This window comes from Klebsiella sp. OBRC7, assembly GCF_000293135.1.
Lineage (GTDB): Bacteria > Pseudomonadota > Gammaproteobacteria > Enterobacterales > Enterobacteriaceae > Klebsiella > Klebsiella michiganensis.
Window position 1 is genome coordinate 1 of sequence record NZ_ALNJ01000030.1, and the last position, 15,802, is coordinate 15,802.

Below are 15,802 nucleotides of genomic sequence, written 5' to 3' on the forward strand. Positions count from 1 at the left end.
GCGATAAAAAGTGTCTGGAAATATAGGGGCCAATCCACTGGTCGGCGACAACAGGTGGAATAAACAGCGTTATGGTGCAGGATCTGCTGACAGAGAGTGTGGAAAAGCGCTTTGGCAATACGCTTTACCTGCCACATGCCGTTGAGTGGCTGACCGATAATGGCTGTTGCTACATAGCGGACTCAATAAGAACGTTCGCCACCTCACTCAGGTTCATCGTGTGTACGACGCCAGTGCGCAGTCCGGAGAGCAATGGGATGGCTGAATCGTTCGTTAAAACGTTCAAGCGTGACTACGTGTATGTTAATGACCTGCCGGATGCCATGACAGTGATGTGAAAACTGACGGAATGGATGGAAGACTATAATAACTGGCATCCCCATAAAGGGCTGAAAATGCAGTCACCAAGGGAATACAGAAGTTCGCTGCTAGCTATAAATTAACCGTGTCCGTTTTAGCGGGGGCAACTCCACAAAGAGGACGTGGAGCTAAAATATTTGCACGGATAAAAAACCATACTTAACTATTAGTATTACATTAAAAAAATACGGACTCTTTATCAGCAGTCCGCTAAAGTCTATTCAAGGAAAAAACATGTGGCATATCAAGCATTAAAAATTAGTATATAGTGGCAGATTTTATCAAGGTATATATTCCTATAGATACCCTAAAATGATTATCTATTAATCCCCTAATTTAGCGGTCATATGCACTCGATTACCAGTATACGCAGAGAGAATTTTGTATGACGTTTGTGCTTCTTTTGCTTTAGCAGCAATTTTTGCTTCTGCACTGTCAAGAGTGGAAGCAGTTACGCTGACCGTCTGCGCCATACCAGAGAATGAGACAACAGAGAGAAAACCAGCTGCTGCGAGAAGTTTGATATTTTTCATAGTGATAACCCTAGTAAAGTTAATGTTCATCATAAGAGCATACTGCTCGTTTCCTGTTGATGAGCATTAAAAACCCTGCAACTACTATAGGGTCAATACTTTTTATTGTATTTTTTATATAGCGCTGACTGTCTTGAACATCCACTTATCGAGAAATTTTTCTTAAACAATAAAATTCACTCATAATCAATAAGATATGGCAATTTTTATATCGTTTTACACTGAAGATATTTTTTCTTACCCCATTTATATAGGTTTCAAAATATGTCTTTGCAGGTAATTGGAGGCTGGAACTCACGCATTCCTATCCCCTTCCCTTCAAACAACTCTAGCTTTACTCTGATCAAAAGAATAAATACCCAGACATTAAATCACGTGACATGAAATGCCAAAACTGTCTAAATAAACTGGACTGACCCCAGGATTAGATATAACCTTCAATTAGTAATGTCGGTTGGTTTTTCTTCATATTTCCCGTTTCGCCAGCCTGCTGGAAATTCAGCTGGAGTCTGGTAATCCAGCGATGAATGTGGACGGCACTCGTTATAATCCTGCCGCCAGTCATTAATCGTTTTCCTGGTGTGAACTGATCCTACCCACGTAATGTGGACACGGCCCTAAGCAAGGTTCTGGTTTTCAAATTGTTCAGGACTGAGCCCACCACAGGCACTGTGGCGACGCCAGCGATTGTAATCGCACTCAATATAATTAAATACAGTTGTTCTCATCATTTCCCGGCTGATAAAGCGTTCACCGTGGATGCATTCCACTTTCAGCGAGTGGAAGAAGCTTTCCACACACGCATTGTCGTAACAGCAGCCTTTCGCGCTCATGCTCCCGCGCAGATTATGCCGCTTCAGCAACGCCTGATAGTCCGCTGAACAGTACTGGCTGCCACGGTCAGTATGAACAATGACATTTTTCGGGCGTTTACGCCGCCACAGCGCCATCTGCAACGCATCGCAGGTCAGTTGTGCCGTCATTCGCGGTGCCATTGACCAGCCGATGACAGCTCGCGACCACAGGTCAATCACCACTGCCAGATACAGCCAGCCTTCATCGGTGCGTAAGTAGGTGATGTCTCCCGACCACTTCTGATTCGGGCCGCTGGCGTAAAAGTCCTGCTTCAGCAGGTTCTCAGACACAGGCAAGCCATGCTCACGATAACTGACCGGGCTGAACTTGCGGGCTGCCTTTGCCCGAAGCCCCTGGCGACGCAGGCTGCCAGCTATCGTTTTGATGTTGTAGGCCGGGAGCTCATCCGCAAGCCGTGGCGCACCATACCGTTGTTTTGCATCAGTGAATGCTCTGAGAACCGCGGCATCACAGGCCAGACGGAACTGCTGTCGCGTGTTTATCTGATGACGCCGGGAGCACCAGGCATACCAGCCGCTACGGGCCACGCGCAGCACCCGGCACATGGCTTTGATGGTGAACTCAGCCTGATATTTTTCGATAAAAACATACTTCATTTCAGGAGCTTCGCGAAGTATGTCGCGGCCTTTTGGAGAATAGCCAGCTCCTCTGCCTGCTCCGCAAGCTGGCGTTTAAGCCGGGCATTTTCAGCATCCAGTTCGCTTTCGCGTGCAGATGATGTCAGTTGTTGCTGTTGTTTTTTTCGCCAGCCATAGAGTTGCGATTCATACAAACTGAGTTCGCGGGCAGCGGCAGCGACGCCAATGCGTTCAGCAAGCTTCAGAGCTTCCTGGCGGAATTCGGGAGTGTGCTGTTTACGCGGCTTTTTACTGACGGTTACTGATTTAGTCATGTGAGCTACCTCTGGTTGAGAGTTTACTCACTTAGTCGCGTGTCCACTATTGGCGGGTATCTGTGCCAACAGCTCTCAGGCCAAGGGCCGCGTTAAGCGCGCCAACCTGACGCTGCAGGAGCGGCTGGTTAAGGAGATGTGCCTGGAGAATATCACCTGCATTGATGCCGCCAACGCCTGGATCGAAACGTTCATCAGCGACTTCAACCACCGCTTTGCCAGACTGGCAAAATACCCGAAAAACCTTCACCGCACGGTCTAGAGAGCCACCTGGAACTGGACGACATTTTCGCCTGGCAGACGCTTCGGACGCTCTCAAAAGCACTGACTTTTCAGTATGAAAAAATCCTTTATCTGGTTGATCCCACTGACGAAAACTCACGCATAGTCGGAGAAGAAATCCTCGCTTTTGATTATACGGACGGTACGCTCAAATTCCGCCATGGAAACAGAACACTGAAATATCAGATGTTCGATAAGCTGGACTGCATCAGTCAGGGGCGCATCGTTGATAACAAAAGGCTTGACGCGGTGCTGAAGCTGGCGAAGGAAAAACAGGATGAGCTTGAAGCCGCAGGAAAAAGAAAGGCGCAGCCAGAGTATGCCTAAAAGGCGGGCACAGATTCAGGCTCAGCTCAGAGCCATCAATCCGGTTCTGGCTGAACCCTCTCTTTTCAAATCAAGCCTGAAAAAATGAGCTCACTGCCCTTTTTTCTTCATCAGAAATCAGCAGAAAGTGACATTTAAAACCGGGAAATCAGGGTGACATTATCAATAAGGAAAGACAGCGAGTATAATAGTTGTAATATCCGCACCTCCCCAGAACATCTGAATTTGTCTTTGACAGAAAGAACCGCGCTTCCGGCAGGAAGCCGGCCCCCTTGAAAACTCTCTTATCCTGTTAAAAAGCCTGATATGGTTCGGAGTTAGTCGGTGTTTCCTCCGGCAATAGTGCAGTTGGCTTCACAACAGCGTACATTATCACATCAGATTTATGCCAAAACGGCGTAACGCACTGGCCCACAAAAAGAAAATAAGGACGGTTACGACGCAGCAGCTACCCAGCGTGATCCAAAAGCCAAATCGCTGACAGAAAACAGGGAATAGTAAAAACATAGGTAGTGTCGGCACTACATACCAGAATGTATACCACGCATGATTGGCTATTTTTTGCTGACTCTGTCCTTCCAGCTTCATCCACACGAGCACAAGCACAGTAACCAGGGGAAGCGCGGCGACAAGACCACCAAGCCGATCACTACGCTTGGCAACTTCAGAGATAAAAACAACCATTCCGGCGGTGATCGCGTACTTAATCAGTAGCCATAACATCATAAACCCTCACTAATCCTGTAAGTTAACGGCCCTGCACCGACCTATCTCCCCAGCGCAATCCCGGTTTCGCGGTGTCTGTTACGGCCGTATTTTCTCATGCCTCGTCAGCCACGGTGAGGCTCTTTCAAGAGCTGGGTTGTATGAAAACGAAAAAACACAGCCAACAATAATTTACAAAATAACTTATTGACCCTGTATTTACTACAGGGTTTTTAATGCACATCAACAGGTGAGACGGCGATGATGCCGGTATCACCAGATGACCAGATAACCCAAGGAATATGACCATGAAAAATATCAAACTGCTTGTTGCTGCCAGTATGCTCTCCGTAGTCTCTTTCTCTGGCTTCGCCCAGTCAGTCAGTGTTACTGCTGACACACTCAGCAACGCGGAAGCGAAAATTGCCGCTATCGCCAAGGAATCCGGTGCTTCGTCCTACCGCATCACCAGTGCTGACCAGAACAACTTTGCCCGCATGACTGCAGTCCTAGATAAGTAACCCGGGACTGTACTACCCTGAACCTGACCAGTTAACGCAAGAGATGGTCGCAGAGCAAATAGCCGGACTGGCTGTCCCCCAGTGGGATGCATCTGGTTCCGCTGGCGACCTCACACGCAATCCCTCACTGTAACGTTTTCTGATCTCACCACGCTGGCCATAACAGATTGCCCTAGCCACTGCATTACGACCTTCTCTCCGGTTAAGCTGAGTCAGGATACGTCGGCGATAATACTCATCATAAATATAATTAAGAAGGTATAAATTGCTTCATTCGGCGCACTATTGTAAACGTTTTTGGCGGGACAGGATGTACTTGTGTGTACGAAACCGAGGGCCAACAATAAATATTGATTTAATGCAAAGGCCCATATAAGATTGATTTACAAGGTGATGGTGCTCCACCTTTCCCAACCGCCGGTTTTTCAACACCGGATGATGGCGCCTGATATACAGATGAAGTTGTCCTCTTATAGGCATGTATGTCAGGTATAGCTATGCAAAATAAAACCACATTACCGCTTACCGCAGAATCTCTCTCTTTTCAAAGAGATAATCCGATTTATGTCTTCGGTCATCGAAATCCTGACAGCGATGCTATTTGCAGCGCGCTGGTTGTGGCTGACTGGCTTAATTACACCGGTCGTCCCGCAACGCCCTGGCGCCTGGGGGATATCACCCCGGAAACCCGTTATATCCTCAACGCTGCGGGTGTTTCACAACCCGATTTACTCACCGTCGATCTGACAGATAAAACCGTATGGCTGGTTGATTTTACGGATGCAGAGCAGGGACCGTCTTCGCTGATGGACAGCAACGTCATCGGCATCATTGACCATCATCGTATTGGTACCCTTGTTACCCGCAATCCACCGGATGTCTGGGTGCGGGCGGTAGGATGCTGCGGAACAGTAATTCTCTCAATTCTCATGCATGACATTCCGATGCCGCTGACTGCCGCTCAGGCTGTGTTGCTGATGGGGGCGATCCTCAGTGATACCGTTGCGCTGACGGGTCCCACCACCACCACTCAGGATCAGGAATCCGTGGCTGTTTTGCGGGAAATCGCCGGTATCGATTATGACCAGTTTGTGACAGGGCTGCTGCGAGCCAAAACAGATATAACCGGGCAATCCGCGTCGGTTTTACTCAATCGTGACGCCAAAAATTACCGGATCCATGATGTGCCGCTGTTGTTGTCACAAATTGAGGTCCGCGACATGGCTGATATTACTCCCCTGTTGCCTGAGCTACTGCAGGAAATGGATAAAACCTGCAAGGACAGCGTGCTGGACATGGTGATCCTGATGGTGACAGACATTACCAGCCGGAACTCCGTTTTGCTTTTTTCAGACAGCAGCCTGACAGGCTCCCGCCAGGTATCGCTGCCCGGCATGACAAGCCGGAAAAAAGAAATCCTCCCCTGGCTGACCAACCGCTTCGCTTCTTATAAGAGGTGATTTATGCAAATTTACCGGCATGCCTTGTTACTTGTACAGAATGAAACCGATGGTCTGCTGTTGCTTGAGCAGGCAGAACGTCTGGCAAAAGAGATGGGCACCCGTATTACTGTCGGGCATCTCAGTGCTGACTATAGGGAACTGGATTATACCAGTGACTCATTAACCAAAGACCGTCAGTCCCGCGAAGTTATTGATGCAAAGGCAATGCTTAGCCGTCTGGTGGAGTCCAGCAGTATTGATATCAACGTCAGGTCCATCGTCAGCATCCATCGTTTCCGGGACGTTGAGGCCGTTGTTCAGCATGAAGATATCGATCTGGTCATGCTGGGGCATGAAAACCGCCTGTTCGGGGTTTTTTCCTCCTTTTCTTTCGAATTCATCAATCACCTTTCTGTTGATGTTCTGATTAAACATATTCCAGCCCCTTAAAAGAAGGTCAAACTTATGAGCTTTGAAATTGAATGTATCATCGCAAGAGAAATTCTGGATTCCCGCGGTAACCCGACCGTAGAGGTTGAAGTGACTTCTGTAGGGGGCAGTATGGCCCGTGCCTCCGTTCCTTCCGGTGCCAGCACCGGCTCCCGTGAAGCCATCGAGCATCGCGATGATGACAAGACACGTTTTGGCGGTAAAGGTGTTCAGGATGCGGTCCAGTGCGTCAATACCGAAATTAACGATGCCCTGCAGGGCTACGATGTACGCCGCCAGAAAGAAATCGACAACTGTCTGATTGCCCTTGATGGCACAGAAAACAAAGGCCGGCTGGGTGCTAATGCGATCCTTGGCGTATCGCTGGCAGTATCCCGCCTGGCGGCACAACTATCCTCTACCCCGCTCTACCGCTATCTGGGTGGCGTCGGCGCGAATCTGCTGCCGGTTCCCTGTATGAATATCATTAACGGCGGAGTTCATGCCCGCTGGCAGGGCGCTGATTTTCAGGAGTTTATGATTGCACCATGGGGAGCCTCTTCCGTACGCGAAGCTATTCGCTGGGGCAGTGAGGTCTACCAGGCCCTGCGTCAGGTCCTGCTGGAAAAAGGTTTATCCGCCGGCGTGGGCGATGAAGGCGGTTTTGCACCGGCCGTTTCCTCAAACCGTCAGCCGCTGGAGCTTATCGTGGAGGCAATTAGCAAGGCGGGATACCGCCCAGGCGAAGATATCGTTATTTGCATGGATCCGGCCTCCAGTGAATTCTACGTCGATGGGAAATATACCCTGCGTACCGAAAATACCCGGCTCAGCGCCGACGAAATGACCCGCTACTATGAGCAACTGGTGAAGGATTTCCCGATAGTCCTGATTGAAGATGGCCTTGCGGAAGACGACTGGGCCGGCTGGCAGCTCCTGCACCGCGCGCTCGGCGATAAAGTTGAGCTGGTTGGCGATGATATCTTTGTGACCAATGTGAAATATATCCAGCGAGGTATCGATGAAAACCTGGCCAATGCCGCATTGATCAAACTGAACCAGATAGGCACCCTGAGTGAAACCATCGAAGCCGTCCAGTTGTGTCAGGATAACAACTGGGGAACCTTTATTTCGCACCGGAGCGGGGAAACCGTGGACAGCTTCATTGCAGATATGACCGTCGGCCTGCGGGCTGGTCACCTGAAAACCGGTGCACCCAGCCGTGGGGAGCGCATTGAGAAATACAATCAACTGATGCGTATTGAAGATGAATTAGGTGATGCCGCCATCTTCGCCGGTAAAGCCGCCTTCAAAAAACGCTGATTCCGTCACCCTTCCCGTATGCTCAGATACGGGAAGGGGTAGGGTGGTTCTGTGAACGGAAAAATACTCATACTGTAACAGCAACGGGGATCCAGGCAAACTGTCTGGTTTTCCTGATCGCTGATGCCTTTTTTAATATACTGCCGGATGATACCAGTGCCGTTGTAATCGCGCTGTTCATCGGGAGCGGTGCCCATCTTCTGATGCGTCACCTCCTTGACCGGAGTCCAGGTAAATCCGGGTAATCAGTACAAACAACTCAACGGGTTCAGGTCCTTCCGGTTCAGTTGTGGGTGACAGACAGGTAGTTGTTATGGGGAAAATTATTTTACTCCGCCATGGCGAAAGTTAGTTGAATCGCAAAATCGTTTTACCGGATGGGAAAATGTCCCGCTGATGCTGAAAGGAGTGGAGGAAACCCGGCGCGCAGCAAACCTGATAAAACGGTCCGGAATCAGTGTGCCACTACAATCATAGATGGAGCCTGCACATCCGTTCTGAACCGGGCAATTCATTCGCTCTGGCTGATAATGGAAGCGCTGAATCAATTGTGGTTACCGGTGGACAAATCATGGCGGTTAAATGAACGTCATTACGGTGCGCTTCAGGGAATGAACAAAGATGAAGCCACTCAACAGATTGGCCAGAAAATCGTTTATCACTGGCGGAGGAGCTATCGTGGTATCTCCCCTCCGTTGCCGGATGCACCTGCTTCACTTCATCGTGAGGCACGTTATCGTCATGTGTCCCTGACGGATTTGCCGGGGGGAGAAAGTCTGGAAATGACGCAACGAAGGTTGTTGCCTTACTGGCACCACGTCATTGTCCTGCGCGTCGCCAGTGGCGAAACCATGTTGCTGGTCAGTCATGCTAATACACTGCGTGCGCTGACCATGTTTATTGAGCAGATTGATGAAAATAAGGTTCCCGATCTGCATGTCCTGACGGGAATCCCCGTACTGTATGAAATGAATGAAAAACGGGCCATCACCGCACGTTATTCCCTTGAATGACGGTCTGATGGTGCCCTGATTTCAGCGAGGTGGTATGTACAAATCATTATTCGCGGTGGTGATAGGCGGATCGATCGGCTGTGTGATCCGCTGGATACTGTCCATGCGTCTCAATGCACTTTTCCCCAATCTTCCACCTGGTACCCTGGTGGTTAATCTGGTTGGCGGATTTATCATCGGTATGGCACTGGCCTTTTTTGTCCGGCAGCCTCACCTTGATCCCGCCTGGAAGTTTTTTATTACCACCGGCATATGTGGCGGTATGACAACCTTTTCCACCTTTTCTGCTGAGGTGGTGGTGTTACTTCAGAATGGCAATTATGCATGGGCTGTCATTTCCGTACTGACGCACGTAACTGGCTCGCTTCTGATGACTGCCACTGGTTTCTTTGTGATGACACTGCTGTAAAAGCATATGCGCCATACACTTAACCGCGCCATGTCTCCGGCAGATTTTCATTTTATCGCCATAACAACATACCTGACCTGCCGGGTCAGGTATTTCCGGAGAAGGGTGTATGGAGATGCTCCCTGAGAATATCGTGAAGGGACTTTCCGAAGCCGAGGTGCAGACCCGGCTGGGTCAATGTGGCTATAACGAAGTGCGTGAACAGCCTCCGGACCAGGTGCGTGCTATCCTCAAACGTCTGCTGGGTCCCATCCCCTGGATGCTCGAAATTGCGCTGGTACTTGAAGTGGTTCTGGGAAAGACGACTGAACCAGTGCGCGCTCAGACAACGACGAACCATCCATTCACCTCATTCGGAGGTCACAGATAGTCGCTGTCTCACACGCCGAATCCCCTCCTGAGTTCACCACGATCCAGCAGGTCATGGCGGCGTCCGGCGCCATGATCCTAGCAGTCGCAACCGGCAGCGACGGTCATCCCCATATCCGCGGGTTGCAATCATTAGTCGAAGCACTAGGCGATGATACGGCAGGACTCGTCAGGGATACGGTTTCCAGTGAAAGATTAGACTTATTGCTGCCGGCAGTAGTGTCAGCGTTGCCAGTGTGGCTGAAAGCAGCCCACCAATAATGGCAAATGCCATCGGTCCCCAGAAAACATCCCGGGCAATCGGCAGCATCCCGAGAATGGCCGCCGAAGCGGTCAGCATGATGGGGCGTGAACGGTGCAGCGCGGCGACTTTGATCGCCTCATCCGCAGTGAAACCATTTTTCATCCCCACATCCACTTCGCTAATAAGAATGACGGCATTACGGATGATCATCCCGGCCAGTGCAATGATCCCCAGCAGCGCCACAAACCCCATCGGTATGCCAAAAGGCAGCATAGCCACAACTATCCCAGGCAAACCAAACGGTGCCATCAGCAGGGCCAGCAGCATCGACGAAAAGCGTTGTAACTGAATCATCAGCAGTAACAGCATCACCATCAGCGTGACAGGCAATACCGCATACACTGAGCTGTTTCCTTTCTCCGATTCCACAACCACTCCACCTTCCTCCACACTGTAACCCGGCGGGAGACTCTCCCGGAAACCGGCAACCACCGGAGAGAGTGCCGATGACACGGTCTCTGCACGAACGCCGGGCGCGGTATCCGACTGAACCGTGATAAACGGCAACCGCTGCCGACGCCAGATAACCGGATCATCCAGCGTCCATTCTGGCGTGGCGACCTGTCCCAGGGGAACTTTATTCCCGGTCGATGATGTCAGCATCAGAGCATTCAGTAACGCCGGGTTTTGTCGTGAGGCTTCATTTCCCCGCAGCACCACATCAATCTGGCGGTTACGGTCGTGCAGGGTGGTCACGGTGGTTCCGGAAAACAGCGTGGCAAGCGTTCCTGCCAGTGACTGAGACGTCATGCCGGTGGCACGCGCCTGCGTCTGATCCACCCGCAGACGGATGACCCGCTCCGGTTCACCGGACGTCAGATTGACACCCCGGGTATCGGGATTGCGGGCAATCATCCCTGCCAGTTGCGTGGCCAGTTCACGTACACGGGTATTATCCGGCCCGGATACCCGGTATCTGACCGGCCAGCCCACCGGAGGGCCCAGCTCCAGTGTGGATACCCGGGTTGTGAGCGTACTGAAATCTTTCGACAGGATCTGCTCAAGCTGTTTCTGCAGCCGGTTTCTCGCCGCTTCATTTTTCGCCACTACGACCAGCTGGGCAATGTTCTCTTTCTGCAGCAGAACATCCATCGGCAGATAAAAACGCACAGCGCCGGAACCGATGTAGCTTGAGTAATGGTCAATATCAGGATTATCGCGCAACTTCGCTTCAAACTTCAGGACGTCGCGGTGCGTCTGTGCCTGGCTGACATTCTGCGGCAGAGTCAGGCTCACCAGCAGCTCCGGGCGATCGGACGCTGGGAAAAACTCACCCTGCATCAGCAGGGCTCCGCCCCCGGACAATATCAGTATCGCCAGGGCACAACCGAGTGTCTTGCGTCGGTGCTGCATCACCCGGTCGAGCAGGCGGGTATAATGACGGTGAAAGAAACTGTGCTTATGTGACTGATGTGAATGCTGTTCCGGCAGTAACCAGACGCCGGTAAGCGGCGAGAAAAGAACCGCAACCAGCCATGAGCTCAGCAGCGCTGTCAGTACCACCACAAACAGGGAGTAGCAGTATTCTCCTGCGCTCGATGCCGCAAATCCCACCGGTATAAATCCGGCAATCATCACCAGTGTCCCCGTCAGCATCGGGAACGCGGTGGTACGAAATACCTGCGTGGCGGCCACACTCAGGGCATCGCCAGCCTCAAGCCGCGACACCATGGCTTCTACGGTGATCATGGCATCATCAACCAGCAGTCCCAGTGCAATGATCAGGGCACCGAGGGAGATTCGCTGTAGCCCTATTCCGGCCAGTTCCATCCCGGTAAATGTCATGGCCAGCACCAGCGGAATGGCCACGGCGACCACCAGACCTGCCCGGCTGCCCAGCGAAACAAAAGAAACGGCCAGCACAATAATAACGGCCTCAACCAGCACCTGGACGAATCCTCCCACCGCGTCACTGACTACGGCCGACTGGTCTGCCACCTTCTCCACACTGATCCCGTAAGGAAGATGCGTGCGGATCCTGTCCATCGTCGCGTTCAGCGCCCGACCAAAATCAACAATATTTCCACCGCGAGCCATCGAAATCGCCAGCCCGAGTGCTGGTTTACCGTTAACCCTAAACTCCGGTGAGGGCGGATCTGCCTGCTGCAGTGTGACCGTGGCCAAATCGGTGAGTGGGATAAAACGGTTTCCGGTATGCAGCACAATTTGCCGCAGGCTGTCCACGGATGTGAAGGCGCCACTGACTTCCACCGACATATTTTCCTGTGATGTCCGGATACGTCCGGCGGGCGTGACGGCATTCTGTGCCTGCAGAGCCGCCGTCACCTGCTGAAGATCGAGTCCCATTCCCGACAGTTTCAGTGGATCAAAAGCAATCACCACCTGTTGTTCGCTGTCACCCAGCAGCGTAACTTTCCCTGTTCCCGGAACAGCCAGCAGAGATGTCCGGATATCATCGACGGTATCGCGTAACTGCCGGGGAGTGAAGCCGTCCGACGTGAAGCCATAAATTGTGCCGTATGTATCATCGAATTCATCATCCACGGCCGGGGTGGTGGTGCCGTCCGGCAGGGATGCCCGGATGTCGTCCATCTTTTTCCGCACGCTATACCAGATACCCGCAACCTCTGACGGCGGTGTGTCATCACGCAGGTTCACAAAAATCACCGACGAGCCCGGACGCGTGTAACTCTCGATATAATCCAGATGTGGGATTTCCTGGAGCTTCTTCTCCAGCGTGTCGGTGACGAAACTGACGGTATCTTTTACCGTTGCGCCCGGCCACTGTGCCGACACCACGGCGGTCTTAATGGTAAACGCCGGATCTTCGCTGCGCGGCAGATTTAGAAAGCTCATGACGCCTGTCACCGTGACCATCAGCATCAGAAAAGCCACCAGTTGTCGGTGGGCCAGTGCCCAGGCAGAAAGATTAAAACCGCCGGAAGCGTGCATAACATTTTTCATTTTTGGTTCTCCGTCAGCACGTTTTCCCCGTCACGTAACTGACTGACCCCGGCAGTGACCACCTGTTCACCGGCTGTCAGCCCTTTGCGGATGAGCACCGAATCGGTCATATAGGCCGCAATGTCAACGGGTGTCAGGCGCAGGCGATTTTTGCCGGTGTCCACCACGAACACTGCCGGTTTCTGTTCTTTCCTCGTCAGGGCAGATGCCGGTACCTGAAACACTTCACTGCCGCCCAGGGGTAATGACCCGGTGACCGTCGCCCCCATAGCCATTACCGCGGGTGCATTCTCAAGGTCATAGCGTACCCGCCAGGTCCGGGTCTGTGTGTCGGCCTGCGGGCTGATGTCACGCAGCGTTCCGGTTACCGACACCGACGGGTTATCCGCCATACGCAGGGTGAGTGTCTGCTGCTGTTTCAGGGTGTCAGCCAGAGCCCCCGGTACGCTGAAGACCGCATCACGGGCCCCTGACTGCGCCACCCGCAGGATTTCCTGTCCGGTGGTCACTACCTGTCCCGGACCGGCGCTGACGGTGGTGACCACCCCGGTAACCGGTGAGAGCAGTCGCGCATACCCCAGACGGTCCGCTGCACTGCTCAGGTCGGCCTGAGCGCTCTGCAGTTTTGCTGTTGCCGTGTCGCGGTTTGTGCGGGCCTCGTCAAGCTGAACCCGGGCAACCGCACCCTGCGGGGCAAGCAGCGTCATGCGTCGCAGGTTTATCTCAGCAAGCCTGGCGCTTGCCTCGGCTTCCTGTACTGCCGCCTGAGCACTGCGGTACTGATTACGCAAATCGGTATCATCCAGTTCAGCCAGTACCTGCCCGGCAACCACTGACTGCCCCACATCCGTGAGTCGTTTCACCATCCGGCCATCGGTACGGAAGCCGATAATCGTCTCTTCATGGGGCAATATTTCACCGGTCATCAGCGTCTGTCCGCCATGATTGCCGGCAGATACCTCCGTGGTCATCACCGGTCTTGGTGGGACATGGCGGGATACCGGCTCATTATCACAGCCGGTCAGTTGCAGGGCGAGGGCGAAAACCAGGGCTGAGCCCCGTCGCCAGAAAAGCAAAGACGCTATCAGGGGGATGAATGAATATGATGGCATGGCAGCCTCCGGAAAAAATGCTGCCATGAGTAAACCGCAGGTGTGTCCAGATACGTTCGACGAACCATCAAGATTTGGTCAAGAAAAGTGAAAAAGAAAACTCATACGGGCAGTTTCACCCGAAACAGGAGTCCGTTCCCCTCTTGCGGGATACTGGCGGTCAGCGTTCCGCCGTGAGACTCACAAATGGCTCTGGCAATCGACAGACCCAGTCCACTGCCTCCTGAATGACGGGAACGGGAAACATCAGAACGGGTAAACCGGTCAAACATCACCGGCAGAAAATCCGGTTCGACGCCCGCGCCGTAATCCCGGAAGGAGAACGTCCAGTAGCCTGACTGAACGGAACCCTGTATCGTTTGCTTCCCGCCTTCCGTCGCGTAACGCAGTGCGTTCTCCATTAAAATGGTAAAGACCTGTCCGATTCGCAGCGGGTCCGCACAACATTCTCCCGGAGGGATATCCGTGTCGTAACCGAAATGCCCGGCGGTAGCCTGTGGCCGTAGCCAGGCAATCTTTTCCTGCAGTAATCCGGCGGGTGAGAAGCGTTGTTTATTCAGCGTAAGCTGCCCTGCATCAGCCAGTGAGAGCAGGTGCAAATCATCAATCAGACGGCTGAGGCTCAGGAGCTGGTTCATCACCATATTCATCTGCGCTTTATCAGCCGGGAATACGCCGTCCATCATTCCCTGTAGACGGCCCACCGCGGCCGTCAGTGGAGAGCGCAGTTCATGCGCGGCTGCAACATGAGATGCCCGTAATTCCCGGTCATAACGTTCAAGTCTTTCGGCCATGGTATTGAAGTTCTGCGTAAACAACATCAATTCAGAGGGCGCACTTGCATCCATTTTTGAGCGAGTGGTAAAACGCCCCTGCGCTATCGCTGCGGAGGCTCGCGTCAGCAGACCGAACTGCCGGGCGAGAGGCCGGGCGGCCAGCAAACCGAGCATAATTATCAGCGGTGTCACAAACAGGACCAGCCCTCCCAGCGTCAGCCAGTCTGTTGACGCAATGGACGGATCTGAGAACTGCAGTCCGTACCAGTCATCAATAATTTCATGGTAACGGATGCGATTAAGATCGGGATTTTCCCGCAGATGCAGAAATTCCTGTCGTACCGCCTCCGGCATCCGATGCTGTACCCAGGCATCCAGCAGGGCAAAACGCAGCCACATGCACAGGGCGATAAGCACGACACTGCCGGCCGCCAGCGACAACACCCTGACGCAAATCCAGCGCCATAATGAACGGGACTCTCTTTTTTTCATGGCTGCAGATACCGGTAACCGATCCCTCTCACGCTGGTCAGCACACCGCTGACCCCCGCTTTTTCCAGTTTGCGGCGTAGGTTATAGATGTGTGTATCAACCACCCTCTCCAGCGCATCACTTTCCGGCAGGCAGTGTTCAAGCAGCGTCTGACGGGAACAGACGCTCCGGGGGCGGGTCATCATCATGTCCAGCAGTGAAAACTCGGTGGGGGTCAGCTCAAGGTGCACCCGGTTTTCATCGTGAATAACAGCGACTGACATGGTGTCCCGGTTGAGTTCAACGGCCCCCACCCGGCGATAATTTTCAGCGCTAGCATGCGCTGCCGCCCCACGCCGTAACACCGCCTGCACCCGGGCCACGACCTCACCCGGATCATAAGGTTTGACGACATAATCATCCGCACCGAAGCGTAAGGCCCCGATACGGTCCGGGGCCTCGCCCATTGCGGTGACCATTATCACGGGAACATCGGATTCGCGGCGCAGCCGGCTGAGTATTTCTGTTCCGGTCATACCCGGCAGCATGATATCAAGCAGAATAAGTGCAGGATGCTGGGTAAGGGCGGCTTCAAGTCCTGCTTTTCCATCATGGGCCAGTATGACCCCGAAGTTTTCACGGCGAAGATAGGCTTCGAGCACATTCGCCGCATCCCGGTCGTCCTCGATAATCAGAATACGTTTTGTGTTCATTCATTCTGCCTTGATGGTTT

14 protein-coding genes, 4 pseudogenes and 1 riboswitch are annotated in these 15,802 nt (G+C 52.6%); of the genes and pseudogenes, 9 read left to right on the forward strand and 9 right to left on the reverse strand.

The window, feature by feature from the left end:
• Nucleotides 1-32: 32 nt before the first annotated feature.
• Nucleotides 33-443, forward strand: a pseudogene (locus tag HMPREF1144_RS07930) (integrase core domain-containing protein); the annotation flags it as partial.
• Between the two features lie 240 nt (nucleotides 444-683).
• Here HMPREF1144_RS07930 and HMPREF1144_RS07935 read toward each other — a convergent pair.
• The 3 genes and pseudogenes from HMPREF1144_RS07935 to HMPREF1144_RS07940 all read right to left on the reverse strand — a co-directional run bounded on the left by HMPREF1144_RS07935 (nucleotide 684) and on the right by HMPREF1144_RS07940 (nucleotide 2,661).
• Entirely contained in the window at nucleotides 684-893 is a 210-nt protein-coding gene (locus tag HMPREF1144_RS07935; protein ID WP_032443218.1) for a YdgH/BhsA/McbA-like domain containing protein, read from the reverse strand.
• A gap of 437 nt (nucleotides 894-1,330) precedes the next feature.
• Nucleotides 1,331-1,480: pseudogene (locus HMPREF1144_RS31125) on the reverse strand (integrase core domain-containing protein); the annotation flags it as partial.
• Nucleotides 1,481-1,510: 30 nt separating this feature from the next.
• A protein-coding gene (locus tag HMPREF1144_RS07940) for an IS3 family transposase (protein WP_085954962.1) occupies nucleotides 1,511-2,661 on the reverse strand; the annotation gives its coding sequence in 2 pieces (ribosomal slippage) (nucleotides 1,511-2,400 and nucleotides 2,400-2,661; 1,152 coding nt in all).
• Between the two features lie 58 nt (nucleotides 2,662-2,719).
• Between HMPREF1144_RS07940 and HMPREF1144_RS33530 the strand changes: the two are divergent.
• Nucleotides 2,720-3,358 (forward strand): annotated as a pseudogene (locus HMPREF1144_RS33530) (ISNCY family transposase); the annotation flags it as partial.
• A 284-nt stretch (nucleotides 3,359-3,642) separates the two neighbouring features.
• Here the strand turns inward: HMPREF1144_RS33530 and HMPREF1144_RS07955 are convergent.
• Complete coding sequence (locus HMPREF1144_RS07955) at nucleotides 3,643-3,993, reverse strand: DUF3147 family protein (protein ID WP_016154441.1); 351 nt, start codon at nucleotides 3,991-3,993, stop codon at nucleotides 3,643-3,645.
• 290 nt (nucleotides 3,994-4,283) lie between these two features.
• Here HMPREF1144_RS07955 and HMPREF1144_RS07960 point away from each other — a divergent pair, with 290 nt between their 5' ends.
• Nucleotides 4,284-4,496 (forward strand): YdgH/BhsA/McbA-like domain containing protein, encoded by a 213-nt coding sequence (locus tag HMPREF1144_RS07960; RefSeq protein ID WP_009652456.1) that lies wholly within the window; start codon nucleotides 4,284-4,286, stop codon nucleotides 4,494-4,496.
• A 120-nt stretch (nucleotides 4,497-4,616) separates the two neighbouring features.
• Here the strand turns inward: HMPREF1144_RS07960 and HMPREF1144_RS33990 are convergent.
• Nucleotides 4,617-4,760 (reverse strand): annotated as a pseudogene (locus tag HMPREF1144_RS33990) (Tn3 family transposase); the annotation flags it as partial.
• 116 nt (nucleotides 4,761-4,876) lie between these two features.
• Nucleotides 4,877-4,951: riboswitch (Fluoride riboswitch) on the forward strand.
• A gap of 42 nt (nucleotides 4,952-4,993) precedes the next feature.
• On the opposite strand from HMPREF1144_RS33990, the gene HMPREF1144_RS07965 reads away from it, so the two are divergent.
• From HMPREF1144_RS07965 to HMPREF1144_RS07995, 6 genes are all read left to right on the forward strand, one after another.
• Nucleotides 4,994-5,956: a DHHA2 domain-containing protein gene (locus tag HMPREF1144_RS07965; RefSeq protein ID WP_009652407.1), complete on the forward strand. Its 963-nt coding sequence runs from the start codon at nucleotides 4,994-4,996 to the stop codon at nucleotides 5,954-5,956.
• Between the two features lie 3 nt (nucleotides 5,957-5,959).
• Nucleotides 5,960-6,388 (forward strand): universal stress protein, encoded by a 429-nt coding sequence (locus HMPREF1144_RS07970; RefSeq protein ID WP_009652460.1) that lies wholly within the window; start codon nucleotides 5,960-5,962, stop codon nucleotides 6,386-6,388.
• Nucleotides 6,389-6,403: 15 nt separating this feature from the next.
• Complete coding sequence (eno, locus tag HMPREF1144_RS07975; RefSeq protein WP_009652415.1) at nucleotides 6,404-7,690, forward strand: phosphopyruvate hydratase; 1,287 nt, start codon at nucleotides 6,404-6,406, stop codon at nucleotides 7,688-7,690.
• Between the two features lie 377 nt (nucleotides 7,691-8,067).
• A complete protein-coding gene (locus HMPREF1144_RS07985; protein ID WP_223175621.1) occupies nucleotides 8,068-8,703 on the forward strand; it encodes a 2,3-bisphosphoglycerate-dependent phosphoglycerate mutase in 636 nt (211 codons plus the stop codon).
• Nucleotides 8,704-8,737: 34 nt separating this feature from the next.
• A complete protein-coding gene (gene crcB, locus HMPREF1144_RS07990) occupies nucleotides 8,738-9,112 on the forward strand; it encodes a fluoride efflux transporter CrcB (protein ID WP_016154442.1) in 375 nt (124 codons plus the stop codon).
• Between the two features lie 109 nt (nucleotides 9,113-9,221).
• On the forward strand, nucleotides 9,222-9,482 hold the full coding sequence (locus tag HMPREF1144_RS07995; RefSeq protein WP_016154443.1) for a cation-transporting P-type ATPase: 261 nt from the start codon (nucleotides 9,222-9,224) through the stop codon (nucleotides 9,480-9,482).
• Nucleotides 9,483-9,650: 168 nt separating this feature from the next.
• On the opposite strand, the gene HMPREF1144_RS08000 is transcribed toward HMPREF1144_RS07995, so the two are convergent.
• The 4 genes from HMPREF1144_RS08000 to HMPREF1144_RS08015 form a co-directional block, all read right to left on the reverse strand.
• Nucleotides 9,651-12,710, reverse strand: coding sequence for an efflux RND transporter permease subunit (locus HMPREF1144_RS08000; RefSeq protein WP_009652447.1), 3,060 nt, complete (start codon nucleotides 12,708-12,710; stop codon nucleotides 9,651-9,653).
• A complete protein-coding gene (locus HMPREF1144_RS08005; protein WP_009652501.1) occupies nucleotides 12,707-13,822 on the reverse strand; it encodes an efflux RND transporter periplasmic adaptor subunit in 1,116 nt (371 codons plus the stop codon). Before HMPREF1144_RS08005 ends, HMPREF1144_RS08000 begins: the two co-directional genes overlap by 4 nt.
• Before the next feature lie 101 nt (nucleotides 13,823-13,923).
• Complete coding sequence (locus HMPREF1144_RS08010) at nucleotides 13,924-15,090, reverse strand: sensor histidine kinase (protein WP_009652412.1); 1,167 nt, start codon at nucleotides 15,088-15,090, stop codon at nucleotides 13,924-13,926.
• Entirely contained in the window at nucleotides 15,087-15,782 is a 696-nt protein-coding gene (locus tag HMPREF1144_RS08015) for a response regulator (protein ID WP_009652481.1), read from the reverse strand. Before HMPREF1144_RS08015 ends, HMPREF1144_RS08010 begins: the two co-directional genes overlap by 4 nt.
• Between the last annotated feature and the right edge of the window lie 20 nt (nucleotides 15,783-15,802).